This is a genomic window from Vibrio sp. KUL78 (genome assembly GCF_059725505.1).
The window spans coordinates 1,365,184-1,387,756 of record NZ_AP045838.1; the positions used below are offsets into that span (position 1 = coordinate 1,365,184).

Below are 22,573 nucleotides of genomic sequence, written 5' to 3' on the forward strand. Positions count from 1 at the left end.
GAGGCAGATTCCATGAAGGATCCGTTACTTAACTCGCTTATCTACATCAGCCGATACTACGGCTTAGCCAACTCTCCCGAAGCGTTGGTGAACGGATTGCCCCTCTCATCTGGCAAGCTTACTCCGTTCTTACTACCACGCTCAGCTGAGCGCGCAGGCTTAGTGGCGAAAGAAAATCGTGCAGACATTGGCGATATCCCCAGTATCGTATTCCCCGTCATCTTACTGCTTAAAGGCGGTGATGCGTGTGTACTCAATAGTATTGACCGAGAGAGTAACGAAGCGGAAGTCATCACGCTCGAGTCAGGTATGGTACCCATCTCAATTGGTCTTGATGATCTGATAGAACAGTACACAGGTCGCTACTTCTTGGTGAAGAAGCAGTTTCGCTATGACGAACGCTCTCCAGAGGTGCTTAAAACCCGCGACGGGCACTGGTTCTGGGGAACTTTGTGGGAATCAAAACGTATTTATCGAGATGTATTAATCGCTTCATTGCTAATCAACATCTTCGCCATTGCTGCGCCGCTGTTCACTCGATTAGTGTATGACAAGGTGGTACCCAACCTTGCCTTCGAGACGCTCTGGGTGCTCGCCGCCGGTATCTTCGTCGTGTTTGGCTTCGACCTCGTTCTCAAGTTGATGCGCAGTTACTTTATCGACGTGGCCGGTAAGAAATCCGATATCCTGATTTCGTCAAAGTTGTTCAGTAAGGTTATGGGGATTCGAATGGAGTCCAGACCGCCATCGGTTGGCGCATTTGCGCGCCATTTGCAAGAGTTCGAATCAATACGAGAGTTCTTCACATCAGCGACCATTGCATCACTGATCGATCTTCCTTTTGCACTCTTGTTCTTGGTCATCATTTGGCTGATGGCGGGTAACCTCGTCATCATCCCTATTGTTGGCGTAGTGATACTCATCACCTACTCACTGCTCATTCAAGGTCCTTTGAGAAAGACCATTGAAGAGGGCTCCCGATTGGCATCGCAAAAATACGCAAACTTAATTGAGAGTTTGGCAGGTCTTGAGACGGTAAAAATCTTTGGTGCACAAAGCCAATATCAATATCGCTGGGAAGAAGCAGTGGCCCATATGGCTAACTGGAATATCAAGAGCAAGCGTATTACCGATGGCATTCAAAACACCGCAGGCTTTGTTCAGCAATCGTCTAACATCGGTATGATTATCCTCGGTGTCTACTTAATTGCAGAGGGTGAACTCACCATGGGTGGGTTAATCGCCGCAACCATGTTGAGTAGTCGAGCGATTGGGCCTCTAGTGCAGCTTTCACTGCTTTCAACCCGCTATAACCAAGCGAAATCGTCGATGACTATTATCGAGCAAGTGATGGCCATGCCGGACGAGCAAGAGGAAGGTAAGCGCTACATTCACCGCCCTATAATCCAAGGTAAGATTGAACTTGATCGCGTAACCTTCCACTATCCAGATTCACCAATGGCCTCGATTCGAGATTTGAGCCTAACCATAGAACCTGGTGAAAAGGTCGCTATTATCGGTCGTATCGGCTCAGGTAAGACAACTCTTGAGCGCCTCATTATGGGCTTGTACCAGCCCACAGAGGGTCATGTGCGTATTGATGAGACAGACATCGCTCAGCTTCATCACGTAGACGTAAGACGCAACATAGGCTGTGTTCCACAAGATTGCGCCCTGTTCTACGGTTCCATTCGCGACAACATAACGCTCGGCCGACCACTCGTCGATGACCGAGACGTGATGGATGCGGCAAACCGAGCCGGTGTAACGGTATTTACCCAGCAAGATCCTGCCGGTTTAGAGAGACAAGTTGGTGAGGGTGGCTTGCTTCTCTCTGGCGGTCAACGCCAAGCTGTAGCCATTGCTCGTGCTTTCTTGGCTCGCCCTCCTATTCTGATAATGGACGAGCCCACCAGCTCGATGGATAACCGTTCAGAGCTGCACATTAAAACGCAGCTCAAGCAGCTCAAAGAATCAGAGACACTGGTCTTAATCACTCACAAAACCTCCATGCTTGAGGTCGTAGACAGAGTCATCGTAATGGAGAAAGGGACAATCATCGCTGATGGTCCAAAAGCTCGGGTACTTAACGACTTGAGAGAGGGCAAAGTAAGAGCAGCAAGCTAAGCCCCTCAAAAAAGCCCGCTCATGGTTTACCATCGAGCGGGCTTTTTCGTTCTTAACTACTTTTTTCTTTGTTAACAAATAGACTAGAAAAAGACTCGAGCACGAACGCCAAATACCCACACACTTTACTCTCTTTCAATGATGCTGGTGTCTCAATGTGTAAGTACATAATAACCAATCACTTTCACTAAAAACTGCCATTTGACGACACATAGAATCTTACTCTTCTGAATCTCATCACTTCGCGTTATATACCCACACAGGTGCTAGGTTTATCTACGTATTAAGGGTGTGATACTTTGCTAACAGACACGCTCAACTACACTATCGTTAGCCCAAGAGTGAGGAATAATAATGACCAGTATTGTATTTTTTAGCGCCAAATCTTACGACGAAGTGGCTTTTGAAAGCGCGAAAGGGTCAAGACCATTGCACTATCAGTTCTATAGCTTTGGACTCAATGAGAAAACAGCCAAAATGGCAAAAGGGCATGACGTTGTCTGCGCTTTTGTGAATGATGATTTATCGAGGCCAGTGCTAGAGCAGCTCGCTCATCGTGGTATTAAGATGATTGCCATGCGCTGGGTTTAACAACGTCGACCTAGAAGCTGCGAAAGAACTAAACATTCAAGTGGCTCGTGTTCCTGCATACTCTCCAGAAGCCATTGCCGAGCATGCGGTAGGCATGATGATGACGCTAAACCGCCGCTTCCATAAAGCGTTTCAGCGCACCAGAGATGCAAACTTTTCATTAGAAGGCCTGGTTGGATTCAACTTCCACGGACGAACGGCGGGTATCATAGGCACCGGAAAGATAGGCATAGCGACCATTCGCATCCTTCGTGGGCTAGGCATGAACGTGCTTTGTTATGATCCATTCCCAAATGAGGCGGTTACAGAACTCGGCGCAACCTACTGCGAGCTCGATGAATTGATCAGCAAATCAGATGTGATTTCACTGCACTGCCCAATGCAGCCAGAAAACTACCACCTTCTCGATGCTACTGCTTTCAGTAAGATGAAAGATGGCGTGATGATTATCAACACCAGTCGAGGAGAGCTTTTGGACGCATCTGCTGCAATAGAAGCGCTCAAACAGGGTCGTATAGGCGCACTAGGCTTGGACGTGTACGAAAGTGAGAAGGAGCTATTCTTCCAAGATAAATCCAATGATGTGATTGTCGATGACGTCTTTCGTCGCCTATCGGCATGTCACAATGTGCTGTTCACAGGACACCAAGCGTTTCTGACCACAGACGCTCTCGAAAATATCGCAGTAACAACGCTGGGTAATGTTGAAGACTTCACTGCACAAAAACGCTCTACGAACTTCATAGACTAACGTCAGAAGAGTTAAGATCGGTTAGGCTTATTGAGCTAACAAAAGGGAAGTCGATTAGACTTCCCTTATACATTGCGGCCCTCACTCTATGGCTCATTTATGATGAGAATAGTGTTAAGGTCGACGCCTACGACGCCTTCCAGTTCAATGCTGACTGTTTTGTCATTACCTTTATCAATGCTGATTACCGTATTGCCATTCAACTCTTCTGACTGAATAACATCCGAAGCCAGTAGATCTGCTAAGGTATCGTCGTCATCAAATAGGTCTGAGAGGTCAATAACATCATCATTACCATTTTCTTGAGAGAAATCTTTGATGATATCGTAGCCGCCATCGAGATCAGATTCGGCCCACTTGAAGGTGTCATTACCCAACCCGCCAGTCATCACATCATCACCGGCACCGCCAATGAGAAGATCATCGCCATCTGTACCATGTATCACGGTAACTCCGCTACCACCTTGGACCGCAAAATCTAACTCGTCAGTTAGGTCTAGGTTTCCTGTAGATAGAATATTCACATCAACAGTCGCCGTTTCAGTACTCGCGAGACCATCGGAATCAACAGCGCTATACATAAACTGATCTTCAATTTGAGCTTCAATGATTTCGATACTTTGGAGCACAAAACCTGCATTTTGAACATCATCTACAGCGATAATTCGGAACTCATCAAAGGCTACATCTGAATCAACATTAATTAGCGCTTGTTTAGAGGAATTGTCATCAGGTCCATCTATGATGATAGGATCAGGGTCAACCAGCACGCCGTCCGCGTATAAGTAGACAAAAATTTGAGAGTCACCGTTATTAAATGAGCCAGTCATTGCGCCGACACCAATAGTGAGCTTATTGACTAGACCACTTTGGAACTTAACCGACATATATTCTTTGGCTAGCGACTCAGTCTCTTTACCACTACCACTTTCATCAGCGCGCTCGGTATAGTACCCACGCTGTTTCAAGACACCAGAGCCATCGAAACCAATCATTTCCTCTGTTAAGTTGTCATGTGGTGCATCACCCGCGTAAGTACCACCTGTCAATATAACCCCTTGTTCCTCCAGTTCACTAAGGTCACCAGTAAAGCCATCAATAGTGGCATCAAAAGCAACATCGACATCGTAATAGATGTCATAAGTTTCCTCGATCATATCCCCTTCGTCGAGGTCAAATCGGACTCCCGTATCGCTGATAAAGTAGAGTTGACCAAAAGCAGGCTCCTTCTCGATTTTAATCATGGTGACTTTATCTGGATCTTGGTCATCCTCAACATCCGTAATAAAGTCCGAGAAATCGAGCGGAATATTGTCATCACTAGAATAGAGCTCGAAATCCGTCACTTCTGGTGGGGTATTGATGTCTGTAATTGTACCTACCCCCGTCGCCGAGCCATTGGTGGTGACGTTGGCGTTGTCAGTGACGACGACACCGAAGGTCTCAGGATCTTCAAACACGCCGTCTGTAATCGTCGGTACAGTGATCTTAAACTCGGTCACGCCAGCAGGCAGAGTGATGTTGCCGTCGGTTATAGTCAGCGGTATGTCCGATTGTCCATCGTTGTAGCTCGCGGTTAGAGAGCCAATATCTCCAGCCTCGGTACTGTAGTCGCCGCCAGTGACCGCTGCGAGATTCAATACAACATCAGCTTCAGTCTGCGCAGATAGACCTACGACGAACATTGCTGCAGTTCCCTCATTGACAGACACAGCAGGAGTGATAGACAACGTTGGGCGGTCATCATCCGGGTCTGGGTCAGGACCTGAGCCATCATCAAGAATGGTGCCCACGCCTGTCGCTGAACCGTTAGTGGTCACGTTATTGTTGTCAGTGACCGTCACACCGAAGGTTTCTGGCCCTTCGAAGATGTCGTCCTGTGTGGTCGCGACGGTGACTTTAAACTCCGTAACGCCAGCAGGCAGGGTGATGTTGCCATCGGTGATAGTCAACGCGATATCAGAGTCACCATCGTTGTAGCTCGCGGTAATCGCCCCAATGTCTCCAGACTCAGCGGTATAGCTACCATCGGTCGCGGTCGCCAGATTCAAGACCACATCCGCTTCGGTCGCATTAGACAGGTTCACCGTGAACATGGCTCCCGTGCCTTCGTTCACTGACACCGCTGGCGTGATGGAAAGCTCTGGACGGTCATCATCCGGGTCTGGGTCAGGACCTGACCCATCATCAAGAATGGTGCCCACGCCAGTCGCTGAACCGTTAGTGGTCACGTTATTGTTATCAGTGACCGTCACACCGAAGGTTTCTGGCCCTTCGAAGATGTCGTCCTGTGTGGTCGCGACGGTGACTTTAAACTCCGTAACGCCAGCAGGCAGGGTGATGTTGCCATCGGTGATAGTTAACGCGATATCAGAGTCACCATCGTTGTAGCTCGCGGTAATCGCCCCAATGTCTCCAGACTCAGCGGTATAGCTACCATCGGTCGCGGTCGCCAGATTCAAGACCACATCCGCTTCGGTCGCATTAGACAGGTTCACCGTGAACATGGCTCCCGTGCCTTCGTTCACTGACACCGCTGGCGTGATGGAAAGCTCTGGACGGTCATCATCCGGGTCTGGGTCAGGACCTGAGCCATCATCAAGAATGGTGCCCACGCCTGTCGCTGAACCGTTAGTGGTCACGTTATTGTTGTCAGTGACCGTCACACCGAAGGTTTCTGGACCTTCAAAGATGTCGTCCTGTGTGGTCGCCACGGTGACTTTAAACTCAGTCACACCAGCAGGCAGGGTGATGTTGCCATCGGTGATGGTTAACGCGATATCAGAGTCACCATCGTTATAGCTCGCGGTGATCGCACCAATGTCTCCAGACTCAGCGGTATAGCTACCATCGGTTGCAGTGGCGAGATTCAAGACCACATCCGCTTCAGTCTCTTTCGACAGGTTCACCGTGAACATGGCACCCGTACCTTCGTTCACAGACACCGCTGGCGTGATGGAAAGCTCTGGACGGTCATCGTCTGGATCTGGGTCTGGACCGCTGCCATCATCAAGAATGGTACCCACGCCCGTTGCTGAACCATTAGTGGTCACATTATTGTTGTCAGTGACCGTTACACCGAAGGTTTCTGGACCTTCAAAGATGTCGTCCTGTGTGGTCGCGACGGTGACTTTAAACTCGGTCACACCGGCTGGCAGGGTGATGTTGCCATCGGTGATGGTTAACGCGATATCCGACTCACCATCGTTGTAGCTCACGGTGATCGCGCCAATGTCGCCATCTTCCGCACTGTAATCACCATCCGTTGCAGTCGCCAGATTCAAGACCACATCCGCTTCGGTCGCATTCGATAGATTCACAGTGAACATGGCTCCTGTGCCTTCGTTCACTGACACCGCTGGCGTGATGGAAAGCTCTGGACGGTCATCATCCGGGTCTGGGTCAGGACCTGAGCCATCATCAAGAATGGTGCCCACGCCTGTCGCTGAACCGTTAGTGGTCACGTTATTGTTGTCAGTGACCGTCACACCGAAGGTTTCTGGCCCTTCGAAGATGTCGTCCTGTGTGGTCGCGACGGTGACTTTAAACTCGGTCACACCGGCAGGCAGGGTCACGTTGCCATCGGTGATGGTTAACGCAATATCCGACTCACCATCGTTGTAGCTCGCGGTGATCGCGCCAATGTCGCCATCTTCCGCACTGTAATCACCATCCGTTGCAGTCGCCAGATTCAAGACCACATCCGCTTCGGTCGCATTCGATAGATTCACAGTGAACATGGCTCCTGTGCCTTCGTTCACTGACACCGCTGGCGTGATGGACAGCTCTGGGCGGTCATCGTCTGGATCTGGGTCAGGACCTGACCCATCATCAAGAATGGTACCCACGCCCGTTGCTGATCCATTAGTGGTCACATTATTGTTGTCAGTGACCGTCACGCCGAAGGTTTCTGGTCCTTCGAAAATATCGTCTTGGGTAGTGGCGACGGTGACTTTAAACTCCGTAACACCAGCAGGCAGGGTGATGTTGCCATCGGTGATGGTTAACGCGATATCAGAGTCACCATCGTTATAGCTCGCGGTGATCGCACCAATGTCTCCAGACTCAGCGGTATAGCTACCATCGGTTGCAGTGGCGAGATTCAAGACCACATCCGCTTCAGTCTCTTTCGACAGGTTCACCGTGAACATGGCACCCGTACCTTCGTTCACAGACACCGCTGGCGTAATGGACAGCTCTGGACGGTCATCGTCTGGATCTGGGTCTGGACCGCTGCCATCATCAAGAATGGTACCCACGCCCGTTGCTGAACCATTAGTGGTCACATTATTGTTGTCAGTGACCGTTACACCGAAGGTTTCTGGACCTTCAAAGATGTCGTCCTGTGTGGTCGCCACGGTGACTTTAAACTCAGTCACACCAGCAGGCAGGGTGATGTTGCCATCGGTGATGGTTAACGCGATATCAGAGTCACCATCGTTATAGCTCGCGGTGATCGCACCAATGTCTCCAGACTCAGCGGTATAGCTACCATCGGTCGCGGTTGCTAGATTCAAGACCACGTCCGCTTCGGTCGCATTAGACAGGTTCACGGTGAACATGGCACCCGTGCCTTCGTTTACAGACACCGCTGGCGTGATGGAAAGCTCTGGACGGTCATCATCCGGATCTGGGTCAGGACCTGAGCCATCATCAAGAATAGTACCCACACCTGTCGCTGAACCGTTAGTGGTCACGTTATTGTTGTCGGTGACCGTCACACCAAAGGTTTCTGGCCCTTCGAAGATATCGTCTTGGGTCGTCGCCACAGTAACTTTAAACTCGGTCACACCGGCAGGCAGGGTCACGTTGCCATCGGTGATGGTTAACGCAATATCCGACTCACCATCATTGTAGCTCGCGGTAATAGCACCTATGTCGCCATCTTCCGCACTGTAATCTCCATCAGTCGCGGTCGCGAGATTCAAGACCACATCCGCTTCGGTTTCTTTCGACAGGTTCACAGTGAACATGGCTCCCGTGCCTTCGTTCACAGACACTGCTGGCGTGATGGATAGCTCTGGTTTATCTCCATCCAAGATGGTCCCCACACCGGTCGCTGAACCGTTGGTCGTCACGCTGTTCTCATCGGTGACAGTCACGCCAAAGGTTTCTGGGCCTTCAAAGATGTCGTCTTGGGTCGTCGCGACGGTGACTTTAAATTCGGTCACACCGGCAGGTAGGGTCACGTTGCCGTCTGTGATGGTGAGCGGAATATCAGACTCGCCATCGTTGTAGCTCGCGGTAATAGCACCTATGTCGCCATCTTCCGCACTGTAATCCCCATCGGTCGCGGTCGCGAGGTTCAAGACCACATCCGCTTCGGTCGCTTTAGAGAGGTTTACCGTGAACATGGCTCCTGTGCCTTCGTCCACTGATACCGCAGGCGTGATGGAAAGCTCTGGGCGGTCATCGTCTGGATCGGGATCTGGACCCGTACCGTCATCGAGAATGGTACCCACACCCGTTGCTGAGCCGTTGGTGGTCACGCTGTTGCTATCAGTAACGGTCACACCGAAGGTTTCTGGGCCTTCGAAGATGTCGTCTTGGGTTGTGGCGACGGTGACTTTAAATTCGGTCACACCGGCAGGTAGGGTCACGTTGCCATCGGTGATGGTGAGCGGAATATCAGACTCACCGTCATTGTAAGAAGCAGTTAGAGCACCTATATCACCCTCTTCAGCACTGTAATCACCATCGGTCGCGGTAGCGAGGTTCAAAACCACATCCGCTTCGGTCGCTGAAGATAAGTTCACCGTGAACATGGCACCTGTGCCTTCGTTCACAGAGACTGCTGGCGTGATGGAGAGCTCTGGGCGGTCATCATCCGGATCGGGATCTGGGCCACTACCGTCATCGAGAATGGTACCCACGCCCGTTGCTGAGCCGTTGGTGGTCACGTTATTGTTGTCAGTGACCGTTACACCGAAGGTTTCCGGACCTTCAAAGATATCGTCCTGTGTGGTCGCCACGGTGACTTTAAACTCGGTCACACCGGCTGGTAGAGTCACATTGCCGTCTGTGATGGTGAGCGGAATATCAGACTCGCCATCGTTATACGTGGCAGTCAAAGCGCCAATATCGCCATCTTCAGCGGTGTAATTCCCATCCGTTGCGGTAGCGAGATTCAAGACCACATCCGCTTCTGTCGCTTTCGACAAGTTCACCGTGAACATGGCACCCGTACCTTCGTTAACGGACACCGCTGGTGTAATAGAAAGTACTGGGCGGTCATCGTCCGGATCGGGGTCAGGACCTGAGCCATCATCAAGAATGGTGCCCACACCCGTGGCGGAGCCATTGGTGGTCACACTATTGCTATCAGTAACGGTCACACCGAAGGTTTCTGGACCTTCAAAGATGTCGTCCTGTGTGGTGGCGACGGTGACTTTAAACTCGGTCACACCTGCAGGTAGGGTCACGTTGCCGTCTGTGATGGTGAGCGGAATATCAGATTCGCCATCGTTATACGTGGCAGTCAAAGCGCCAATATCGCCATCTTCAGCGGTGTAATTCCCATCCGTTGCGGTAGCGAGATTCAAGACCACATCCGCTTCTGTCGCTTTCGACAAGTTCACCGTGAACATGGCACCCGTACCTTCGTTAACGGACACCGCTGGTGTAATAGAAAGTACTGGGCGGTCATCGTCCGGATCGGGGTCAGGACCTGAGCCATCATCAAGAATGGTGCCCACACCCGTGGCGGAGCCATTGGTGGTCACACTATTGCTATCAGTAACGGTCACACCGAAGGTTTCTGGACCTTCAAAGATGTCGTCCTGTGTGGTGGCGACGGTGACTTTAAACTCGGTCACACCGGCAGGTAGGGTCACGTTGCCGTCTGTGATGGTAAGCGGAATATCAGACTCGCCATCGCTATATGTGGCAGATAGAGCACCTATATCACCCTCTTCAGCACTGTAATCCCCATCGGTCGCGGTAGCGAGGTTCAAGAGCACGTCAGCTTCGGTCGCTTTAGAGAGGTTTACCGTGAACATGGCACCTGTGCCTTCGTCCACTGATACAGCTGGCGTGATGGAAAGCTCTGGGCGGTCATCATCTGGATCGGGATCTGGACCCGCACCGTCATCGAGAATGGTACCCACACCCGTTGCTGAGCCGTTGGTGGTCACGCTGTTGCTATCAGTAACGGTCACACCGAAGGTTTCTGGGCCTTCGAAGATGTCGTCCTGTGTGGTCGCGACGGTGACTTTAAACTCAGTCACACCTGCAGGCAAGGTCACGTTGCCATCGGTGATGGTGAGCGGAATATCAGAGTCGCCGTAATTGTAAGTAGCAGTTAGAGCACCTATATCACCCTCTTCCGCAGTGTAATTCCCGTCAGTCACGGTCGCTAGGTTTAAGACCACGTCGGCCTCGGTCTCCGCAGAAAGGCTTACGGTAAACATCGCAGATGAGCCCTCGCTGACCGGCTCACCTTCGGAAATGGATAATACTGGGCGGTCATCATCTGGATCGGGGCCAGGGCCAGTGCCGTCATCAATGATGTCTGCATCCCCGGTCACAAAGAGGGTACCATTTTCATCAAGTGTGCTGCTATCGTCTTGCTGCGTTACGCCATCAACGTCTGAGACTCGAAGACCAAAGCTCTCTTGCCCTTCAAAGATGGAATCTTGTCGAGTTTGAACACTGACGATGAGCTCAGTCACACCCGCTGGAACACTCATTTTCCCATCAATGATGCTTATAGATTGCGTTTCACCATTACTATCAACATAGAACGCACTTATGGATTCCAAATCTTCCGGCTCTGCGGTATAACCGTTTTCATCGGTTACCAAACTCAACCCAAGAGCTATTTCATTCTCTGATTCGGCAGATAACCTTACAACAAACTCAGCACTTTCACCCTCGTTAACCTGCTCTCCACCCGTCACGCTTAGCGTGGCAGGAATAGCTTCTTCTGCTATTTGAACAGGTTGACGAGCAAACTGAAGCAAGGTCAAAGACTGTGTTGCCGACAAACCTTGCGCTTCCAAACCTGTCGTGTCGAACTGGGTAGACGCAATGACTTGAGTGCCGTCACGCTCAATTACCCCAGTGGTGGTCGGACTCGAGCCATTTTCTTCACCTGCTGCAGTCTCTTGGCCCTCTACATCCGTCGGGTCTTGTCCAGATTCGATCTGTGCGATGATCGCGTCTGCATCTAATGCTGTTATCTCAAGCGTTCTCGCTGTGCCATCATCTTCAATAACGACGACGTTCACATCCTCACCGACTTCTGCATCCTCTAAAATGTCGATTACGACATCTCCCGGACGAGGATCTAGTCCCTCTGGAAGGACTGTCAGCCTCCCCTGCGCATCCACCACTAACGTACCTGAAACCTGCACTGCACCAAATAAAGAAAAACCACTCATGTTCGACTCCTTGAGTCACCCAGTGACGACCGGGTTGCTCTGTAATATTACCTAGCTCATTCGTTAACACTGCGTTGCGAAAAAGTTGAATTTTTATTTGTTGTATAAAGGTAATATCAGACATCTCGAATATTGAGTATGTTTTGGCAAGCTAATTAATCATGTGTCTCAAAAAAAGAAATTAAGTCTCTCATATTCGAGAATCGTAGATTTCCGCTCATATTTGTTTATTTTATTGTTACTCTTTGAAGTTAAAGGAAAAATTAAGATTTCATTTATTCTACTCAATTCCAATTTAACGACATAGGCATTAGAGCGCATACTAGTTCGTTAGTGATGGGGTAAGCTCTTCCTTAGACGAATCTAACCGCAGTAGCGAGGCACAGATACTACCGCCAAGCTCAGCGTTATGGGAGGCGCTCCTACTTTGGTTAATGGTTTAGGAATCGTATTTTAGAAAAGGAATTGAACGAAATAGACGACAAACACTAGTTAATCCATTGTGTTTATTCTAGAAGGCTACTTAGAGAAAATAAAAAAGCGACCCAGAAGGTCGCTTTTTTTAATCTTATCAACTAGCTATCTTGAATAATCAAAATGTTATTAAGCATATTATTATCAACACCAACAACACCTTCAAGTTCAATGATTACCGACTTACCATTGCCTTTGTCGACATTAATCAAAGTGCTACCGTTGTCTTCTGAAACAACAATTGTATTGTCAGCTAGCAGATCATCCAATGAGTCTGTTTCTTCAAACAAGTCTTTAAGATCAATGACATCATTGTTACCGTTTTCCCTCGAGAAGTCAGTAATAACATCACGATGACCGTCTAAATCACTTTCGGTCCACTTAAAGGTATCGTTACCCTCACCGCCTGTAAGAGTATCACTACCTTTACCACCAATTAGCAGGTCATCGCCATCACCACCTATGAGCAAGTCATCCCCTTCTGTACCGTATAGATAAGAAGTTTCTGTGCCCTGCGCAGCGAAATCGTAATCTTCATCGTTATTAGATTCGGTGAAGTTACCCTCCGGTGAAATGTTGATGGTTACCGTAGCGTCACTACTGCTTCGCGCGCCGTCATCATCAACCGCTTCATATTTGAAGCTATCGGTAACATCTGTATCTACTGCCTCAAAGCCTTGTAGAACAAACCCTTTGCCGTTTTCATTCGTCAACACAACCCTAACCTCATCAAAAGGCTGTTCAGATTGAATGTCCATTGTCGCGACTTTAGAGCTGTTGCCTGAGGCTGGATGCAAGTCGGTATCAGGGTCAAGCTGCTGGGCACCGACATAGGCTCCATTAAGATACAAGAAAGCAGTAATTACCGCTGCCTGCGCATTTCCATTGCCTTGAACGATATTGCCAGTCAGGCTCGCCAGAGTAACCTTGGCATGTGTCATACTCCCAGCCGTATAGCGCACCGCAATATACTCGCCTTCATCCGTGTTATGACCATTACCGTTTTCGTTATCTTGCCCATTTTGACCGGTTTGTTGAGTAAAGAAACCGCTATGTTTGTCGTTACCATTGTCATCGTAAGCAATGTTTGCCAACTGTTCTGCTAAGATTGAGTCAGGGTCGGGGCGCTCTCCGGTATAAATACCACCAGTAATCTCGATGTTTTGCTCGAGTAAGGCAGAAAGACTTGGATCAAAACCATCTTCATTTGCAGAGAAACCATTGTTGAGCTCATATTGGATCACTGTTTTATCCAAAACGGTATCACCAGCTTCAAGGTACAATCGACCATCACCGTTATTAACGTCAACGTAGAGTTCCCCAAACTGTGGTAATTCAGTGATTTCAACTAAGGTGTCTTTGTAGCTGTTTACATCATCCTCGATGTCAGTTGCAAAATCCGCGAAATGCAGCGGTATAGTGTCATCTCCCGCAAATACATCAAAATCTACAACTTCCGGAGGGGTGTTGTTCGCTTCATTCACATCTAGAACAATGAGGTTGATGGTTTTAACGACCGACTTGTCAGCTACTGGATGCTCTGTATCTCCCTCAGATGAGGTCGCTGTAACGGTCAGCGTGTACGTATTTGGATCGGCCACTACTACCTGAAGGTTCTCCAAACTAACGTCCGTAGGCAGGTCTGCAACGCCACCAGTAACCGTTAGCTCACTGCCATCCAACCAAAGAGTAGCCCCGTCGGGAAGACCAGAGAGTTGCAGGGTCAACGATTCTGAACCATCTACATCCGTTAGAGCCGCACTAATATCACTCAGATCAATTAGGGAGTCTTCGTAACCGACATTTTCCGTGGCAGACAACGTGATATTGTCTAGAAGAGCACCGTAGCTATTTTGTTCTGGTGATTCAAAAACGACTCTGTAGTTACCATCATCAGGAATTTGGAAGAACACTTGTTCATCACGAGACCATTGCCTTACATCAAGCTCATGCTCGCCACCGTTAGAATAAGATCTCAACACCTCAATGTCTTCCCAGACACCAGGTGAGGTTTCTTTCGTCAATATGATGTCCATTGGAGAGTCATTTCGTCTAGCTGCAGCATCAAAGTTTAACTCGTAAAATTGACCTGCCTCTCCATCAAACTCGGTAAACAGAGAGTCAGTTTGACCACGGCGACCCTCGATTTCAAAAATCTGGTTGTCACCGCCGCTGCCCATATAAACACGCTCTTTACCAACCTCACCTCGATCGGTAATAACACCCCAATCACCCAGATTGAGCTCATCTGGGGTATCGACACTGAGCTGAGTCCCATCGATATTGCCTTTCCAACTGCTATTGCCTAAATCGACGTTCTCGAAGTTGATTGCCGACAGGATTTGTTCACCCGACACCGTTAGCGTCGGCATATCGGTAACAGGTTTTACAGTGACCGAAAGGTCGTGCATTTCAACGGAAGCACCGCCACTACCTACACCATCTACAGTTAAAACAAAGTCTTCGTCACTGTTCTCTGGTGGCAAAATGGACAGCTTGGCAAGTTGTGAAGGCAATACTTCAATAGAATCGCCAGTGAACGTCAGCTCGGTACCATCATCAAAGAGCTTAGCTCCACTCGGAATGCCAGAAATCACTACCTTAGATACATCACTACCTGCTGGTAATACAATGGCCAATTCGATATTAGTATCTTCATCACCTTCTGCTGGCGAAACAACAACATCCGCAACGGCGCTTACATCAATCGTCGACACTGCGGTGTTAGAAGGGAGCGATTGATCGTCAAATGTTGTGATCTCGATAATTCGACTTGTTTGGTCTGGGTTTTGACTTGAATTTTCAAACTTAATCAGCTGAATGGCCGCTTCATAGTCCGCAGGAGTCGCCTCTCCTGTTAGCGTTATCTTAATCGATTCGGTTGGTAATCCCTCATCGATAACCTCGTAACCATATTGAAGGCCGCTAAGTAAGAAATCGCCATCTTGCAAACTCGCAACCTCGAAAGTATCTCCGTCTTGCGGGTTCGTGAACAAGATTTCAGCAGAGCCGATAACATTGTTTTCATCAAAAATGGTGATGTCATCATCGACTACGTTGATTGGTGCATCGCCCTCAGTAAACAAGGTATCAAAACCAGTACCATCGGCACTTAGGTCTAAATCAAGCGTAGGTGCGGCGTTGTTATCCCTTTCGTCAATGATAGTAACCACAGACTCTTCGCTCAGTGCTTCATCACTATCTACCGCTTTGTACTTGAAGCTATCGTTGAGTGCTGTATCAAGATATCTTAGCTCCCAGTTGCCAGGTCCAGAAGTACCGACACTGATTCCAGTGATCAGCACACCCTCATCAACACCGGATAAGTCCTCTACAGAAAAGCTGAGTGCATGGAAAAGTTCATTGTTACCTGAACTATCCTTTTGAAAATCGGGTACGTACTCCACCGTTGAGCCATCACTTAGCATGACTTCGATTGTCACAGCAGACTCATTATCGTTATCAAGTCCGCTGTAGAAATACCCGCCCATGCCATCGAGACCTAACTCTACATGCGTAGCGGGACGAGAAGAAAAATCAATAGTGAGCTGTTCACCTTCGTTTATCCCTTGACCGCCACCAATACCCAACCCATGACCAACATGGTTGTCTTGCACATCTCCGCGATACTGAGTGAGCTTGCCTTTATTGGAGCTAATGGTGATTTCATCGCCATTGGCGAGCTCAGAGACGCGGTTCTTACCGTCGACCTCATTCCCCCAGTTATAGAACTCCTCTCGAGAGCTTTCTAAATCACTTTCAGTCGGGATCACCTTGGCACCAAGGATGAAGCCTTGAGCTTCTTCACTCGGTTCGTAGGTAATCTTAGTTGGATCAAAAGTATCGCCGTTTTCGACGTGCGCTTGAGTTATCTCATCACCGTCATAGAATAGCTTTCCTCCTGTCGGAAGTTCAGTGATAGTTACCAGCACTTGCTGGTTATTCATATCATCTTCTGCGTCAGAAATATGATCATCACCTAGACCACTGTCCACTCCATCAATAGGCGCCGCTCCTGAATCAAACACAACCGGAGTCGGATCGTTGTCATTAATAACGAAGCTAAAGTCCTCAGATTCGGGAAGGTCATTGACTGGAACAACCGTTATCGTTGAAGTTGCGACATTGGACTCGACGTTTTGATCATCAAACACCGATATTTCGATGACACGATCGATATCATTTGGATCTTCACTGGTATTGTTGAATTGGAGCTGTTTGAGCGCTAACTCATAATCTTCTGCAGAGCCTTGACCTGAAATGGTGAGAACTATCGCTCCACCCACTGTTGCCGTAGAGGCACTAAGACCATTAGGCAGTGTACCTACATGGGTCAACGCATCATTCAATTGAGGGTTGGTAAGTTTTATTTCTGCTTTTGAAATCAGATCGACATCGTCAGTCACCAGCAGATCGTTGTCGACAACCATGATAGGCTCATCACCCTCGGTGAACAGTGCTGAGTAACCCGTTCCGTCTGCGCTTCCATCTAAGTCAATGATTGGTGCATCATTAGTACCTTTGACATCGATAGTAATAACTTGCTCATCTGTCGCACCGTTATCGTCTGTCACAATAACCGTGTATTGGATAGTCTCGACATCACCTTCACCCAGATAATTAACCGCCTCATTATCCAGCGTGAATGTCCACTTACCCGCATCATTAATGGAAAGCTCCCCAAGTGGGCTACTTCCTTGAATGCTGTATTCTAACTGCTCTTTAGTATCATCGATGTCCTTGGCGACCACGCGACCAGAAACAGTATCGCGACCAGCGCTGTTGGTACCTGCTTCGGTTACTTCACCAGTGAATTTGCCGCGCACAATATCTGGGGCATCGTTGGTGCCTTTGATGTCAATGGTGATAACTTGCTCGTCTTTCACGCCATTGTCGTCTTTCACCACGACAGTGAAGACAGCCGTTTCCAAGTCGCCGTTGTCTAGTTTCTGCGTCGCCTTCGCGTCATTATCGAGTTCAAAGGTCCAGTTACCATCCTGATCGATGGTCAACTCACCGTATGGGCTGTTGCCTTTGACGCTGTAAGTCAGCTCATCTTGGGTGTCATCCACATCTTTCGCGACCACACGACCGGTCACCGTATCTTTACCCTCGGTATTCTCACCGGCTTCTTTTACAGTGCCCGTGAACTTGCCGCGCACGATGTCTGGGGCATCGTTGGTGCCTTTGATGTCGATGGAGATAACTTGTTCATCTTTCGCACCATTGTCGTCTTTCACCACAACGGTAAAGAGTGCCGTGACCTCGTCGCCGCTATCCAGCGCTTGTGTCGCCTTCGCATCGTTATCGAGCACAAAGGTCCAGTTACCATCCTCATCGATGCTCAGCTCGCCGTATGGGCTATTGCCCTTGACGCTGTAGATCAGATCATCTTGCGTGTCATCCACATCTTTGGCGACCACACGACCGGTCACCGTATCTTTGCCTTCGGTGTTCTCACCGGCTTCTTTCACGGTGCCCGTGAACTTGCCGCGCACGATGTCTGGGGCATCGTTGGTGCCTTTGATGTCGATGGAGATAACTTGTTCGTCTGTCGCGCCATTGTCGTCTTTGACCACAACGGTAAAGAGTGCTGTGACCTCGTCGCCGTTATCCAGCGCTTGTGTCGCCTTCGCATCGTTATCGAGCTCAAAGGTCCAATTACCATCCTCATCAATGGTCAAATCACCATACGGGCTGTTGCCTTTGACGCTGTAAGTCAGCTCATCTTGGGTGTCATCCACATCTTTGGCGACCACACGGCCCGTCACCGTATCTTTGCCTTCAGTGTTCGCACCGGCTTCTTTCACGGTGCCCGTGAACTTACCGCGCACGATGTCTGGGGCATCGTTGGTGCCTTTGATGTCGATGGAGATAACTTGTTCATCTTTCGCACCATTGTCGTCTTTCACCACAACGGTAAAGAGTGCCGTGACCTCGTCGCCGCTATCCAGCGCTTGTGTCGCCTTCGCATCGTTATCGAGCACAAAGGTCCAGTTACCATCCTCATCAATGCTCAGCTCGCCGTATGGGCTATTGCCCTTGACGCTGTAGATCAGATCATCTTGCGTGTCATCCACATCTTTGGCGACCACACGACCGGTCACCGTATCTTTGCCTTCGGTGTTCTCACCGGCTTCTTTCACGGTGCCCGTGAACTTACCGCGCACGATGTCTGGGGCATCGTTGGTGCCTTTGATGTCGATGGAGATAACTTGTTCGTCTGTCGCGCCATTGTCGTCTTTCACCACAACAGTAAAGAGTGCTGTGACCTCGTCGCCGTTATCCAGCGCTTGTGTCGCCTTCGCGTCGTTATCAAGCTCAAAGGTCCAGTTACCATCCTCATCGATGCTCAGCTCGCCGTATGGGCTATTGCCCTTGACGCTGTAGATCAGATCATCTTGCGTGTCATCCACATCTTTGGCGACCACACGACCGGTCACCGTATCTTTGCCTTCGGTGTTCTCACCGGCTTCTTTCACGGTGCCCGTGAACTTGCCGCGCACGATGTCTGGGGCATCGTTGGTGCCTTTGATGTCGATGGAGATAACTTGTTCGTCTGTCGCGCCATTGTCGTCTTTCACCACAACAGTAAAGAGTGCTGTGACCTCGTCGCCGTTATCCAGCGCTTGTGTCGCCTTCGCGTCGTTATCAAGCTCAAAGGTCCAGTTACCATCCTCATCGATGGTCAACTCACCGTAAGGGCTATTGCCCTTGACGCTGTAGGTCAGTTCATCTTGAGTGTCATCCACATCTTTCGCGATGACACGACCGGTCACCGTATCTTTGCCTTCGGTGTTCTCACCCGCTTCTTTCACGGTGCCCGTGAACTTACCGCGCACGATGTCTGGGGCATCGTTGGTGCCTTTGATGTCGATGGAGATAACTTGTTCGTCTTTCGCACCATTGTCGTCTTTCACCACAACAGTAAAGAGTGCTGTGACCTCGTCGCCGTTATCCAGCGCTTGTGTCGCCTTCGCGTCGTTATCAAGTTCAAAGGTCCAGTTACCATCCTCATCGATGGTCAACTCACCGTAAGGGCTATTGCCCTTGACGCTGTAGGTCAGTTCATCTTGGGTGTCATCCACATCTTTCGCGATGACACGACCCGTCACCGTATCTTTGCCTTCGGTGTTCTCACCGGCTTCTTTCACGGTGCCCGTGAACTTGCCGCGCACGATGTCTGGGGCATCGTTGGTGCCTTTGATGTCGATGGAGATAACTTGCTCGTCTTTCGCGCCATTGTCGTCTTTCACCACAACGGTAAAGAGTGCCGTGACCACATCGCCGTTATCCAGCGCTTGTGTCGCCTTCGCATCGTTATCGAGCTCAAAGGTCCAATTACCATCCTCATCGATGGTCAAGTCACCGTAAGGGCTGTTACCTTTGACGCTGTAAGTCAGCTCATCTTGGGTGTCATCCACATCTTTGGCGACCACACGACCGGTCACCGTGTCATTGCCTTGGGTGTTTGCTCCCGCTTCTTTTACAGTACCTATGAACTTACCACCCGTAATGTCAGGTGCATCGTTGGTACCCTTTATCGTAATGCTGATCGTCTGTTCATCAACAGCACCAAAATCGTCAGTGACAACAACCGTGTACTCCACAACCTCTACGTCGCCATTGTCTAGAGACTGTGTTACATCAGCACTATTATCGAGAGTGAAAGTCCACTGACCATCTTCATCGATTTCAATGTCACCAAACGGGCTGCTACCGCTAATTGCGTATTGAAGCGCGCCTTGGGCACTGTCCACATCGGTAGCCATTATCTGCCCAGTGGCAGTATTTGTACCCTCTGTTTTAGCACCCGCCTCTTTAACCTCGCCAGAGAAGTCCTCACCCGTAATGACAGGTGCGTCGTTAGTTCCATTGATTACAATGCTAATCTGTTGAGAAACGGTCGCTCCCTGTTCGTCTTCTACTTGAACGGTAAAGGTCAAAGGGATTTCGTCACCTTCGTTTAACCCTTCTACAGCGGCTGCTTCATTGTCTAACGTAAAGGTCCACAGACCATTGTCTGTAATGCTGAATGTCCCATATGAATTGGATACATCACCAACTGCACTCCAAGTGAGAGTACTGGAATCTACATCCGTTGCAGAGAGTTGACCACTCGCGCTAGGAACTCCAACATCCTCGGAGCCATCGTCAAAACTACCCGATTCACGAACATCACCGCTAATAGGAAGATCAGAATCTAGAACGGGAGCGTCGTTGGTACCTCGTATCGTGATACTGATCGTCTGCTCATCAATCGCTCCGAAGTCATCAGTGACGATAACCGTATACTCAACAACCTCTGAGTCGCCGATGTTGAGAGACTGAGTAACATCTGCATTATTATCTAGAGTGAATGTCCACAGTCCGTTTTCATCGATTTCGATGTCACCAAACGGACTGCTCCCACTAATGGCATAATTAAGCGCACCCTGAGCACTATCCACATCACTAGCAATTATCTGCCCTGTTGCAGTATCTGTACCCTCAGTGTCAGTACCAGCCTCTTCAACCTCACCAGAAAAGTCCCCTCCTGTGATAACAGGCGCGTCGTTAGTCCCATTGATTACAATGCTGACTTGTTGAGAAACCGTGCCGCCTTGTTCGTCTTCTACTTGGACAGTAAAGGTCAAAGGAATTTCATCACCTTCGTTTAATTCGTCTACAGCGGCAGCTGCATTGTCTAACGTAAAGGTCCACAAACCATTCTCGGTGATGCTGAAAGAACCGTACGAGTTGGATACATCACCAACTGTGCTCCAAGTGAGAGTACTGGAATCAACGTCTGTCGCGGAGAGTTGACCACTCGCGGTGGGTACACCTACATCCTCAGTTCCATCATCAAAGCTACCCGACTCACGCACATCGCCGCTGACCGGGAGATTAGCATCTAATACAGGTACATCATTGGTGCCGTTAATCGTGACGGTGACCGTTTCTTCAACGCTGACACCTTGGTCATCGGTAACTTTGACTTTGAAAGTAAGCGGGATCACTTCTCCTTCTTTAAGTGCATCCACTGCGGCGCGTTGTGCATCACTGAATTCTTCACCTGAATTGGCTAGCTTATAGGTCCAGACACCTTGTTCGGTAATCGAAAACTCACCATAGGTCGTGTCTGCATCACCAGATAGACTCCATGTCAGTGCCTCTGGTTCAGAATCCACATCGGTTGCCGCTACCTGACCGCTTACCTGCGAGATACCCTGTGTTGGAGTTCCATCATCAAGATGACCAGCCTCCTCTACCAGACCAGAAAGCGCACTCTCTTCACTGATGATTGGTTTATCGTTGGTACCCGATATAGTGATAACTATTTGTTGTTGCGTACTACCTGACAGTGGGTCTGTCACCTGTACGTTGAACACAAGTGGCACGACGTCATCTACATTCAGCGCATCAACAGCTTCAGAGTTGTTGCTCAGCTCGAAGCTCCATTGTCCGTCAGAATCGAGTGTAAACGTCCCGTAATCGGAAAGGTTCTCGGGCGATGAGAGCACCTCCCAAGTAAGAGTGTCTGCTGCAAACTCAACGTCCGTAGCAGATAGTTGGCCAGATAGAGAGGATGTACCGTCAAAAGTGCTGCCGTCTTGATTGTTTCCTGATTCTACGGAGAATCCAATCAACTCATCAGACGAAATAGTGGGGTTAGTGTTGGTGAGAAACTGAAGTAGCGTGAGCGATTGTGTGGTAGTTAGCCCCTGCGCTTCGAGAGCAGAAGTATCGAACTGAGTTGCAGCAATAACCTCCTCGCCATCGCGAGCAACCGCACCAGTAAGGGTTAAACTTGAGCCAGAAATCTGTCCTGCCGCAGTCGCTTGTTCTTCATTCTGAGTCGGGTCTTCGCCACCTTCAATCTGAGCGATAATAGCCTCAGCATCGGCATCGAGTTCGATGTCCTCAATCGAACCATCATCTTGGACCAGCTCAATGTTTATATCATCTCCCACCTCTTCATTATCGAGGACGCGGATAACCACATCGCCTGGTCGAGGATCTGCTCCTAGAGGAAGAACCACCAACTGCCCGTTGGCATCAACAACTAATGTACCTGAAACTTGCGCTAAGCCATGTAATGTAAACACACTCATGTTCTACTCCTTGAACCGCCCGACAGCACGACAGACGCATGTGAATTCCTTTAATTGCTCACCCATTGTTTTGCTTGTTTTAAAAGTGAGCGCTACTTCCTGACTACATCCTGTGTAACAGATTAGATCACCAATTAAAACTATATTAGTAACTG

Annotated in this window: 3 protein-coding genes and 1 pseudogene; 2 read left to right on the forward strand and 2 right to left on the reverse strand. The window is 49.3% G+C overall.

All coding sequences use genetic code 11. The features are described 5' to 3' along the window. The first annotated feature begins 12 nt into the window (after positions 1 to 12). Together AC6I8Y_RS22680 and AC6I8Y_RS22685 are read left to right on the forward strand one after the other, a co-directional pair. Entirely contained in the window at positions 13 to 2,127 is a 2,115-nt protein-coding gene (locus AC6I8Y_RS22680; RefSeq protein ID WP_498021803.1) for a type I secretion system permease/ATPase, read from the forward strand. A 354-nt stretch (positions 2,128 to 2,481) separates the two neighbouring features. Further along, positions 2,482 to 3,469 (forward strand): annotated as a pseudogene (locus AC6I8Y_RS22685) (2-hydroxyacid dehydrogenase). Positions 3,470 to 3,555: 86 nt separating this feature from the next. Here the strand turns inward: AC6I8Y_RS22685 and AC6I8Y_RS22690 are convergent. Both AC6I8Y_RS22690 and AC6I8Y_RS22695 read right to left on the reverse strand, forming a co-directional pair. Further along, positions 3,556 to 11,850, reverse strand: a complete 8,295-nt coding sequence (locus tag AC6I8Y_RS22690; protein WP_498021804.1) for a Calx-beta domain-containing protein — start codon at positions 11,848 to 11,850, stop codon at positions 3,556 to 3,558. 575 nt (positions 11,851 to 12,425) lie between these two features. Continuing rightward, entirely contained in the window at positions 12,426 to 22,418 is a 9,993-nt protein-coding gene (locus AC6I8Y_RS22695) for a VCBS domain-containing protein (RefSeq protein WP_498021805.1), read from the reverse strand. Between the last annotated feature and the right edge of the window lie 155 nt (positions 22,419 to 22,573).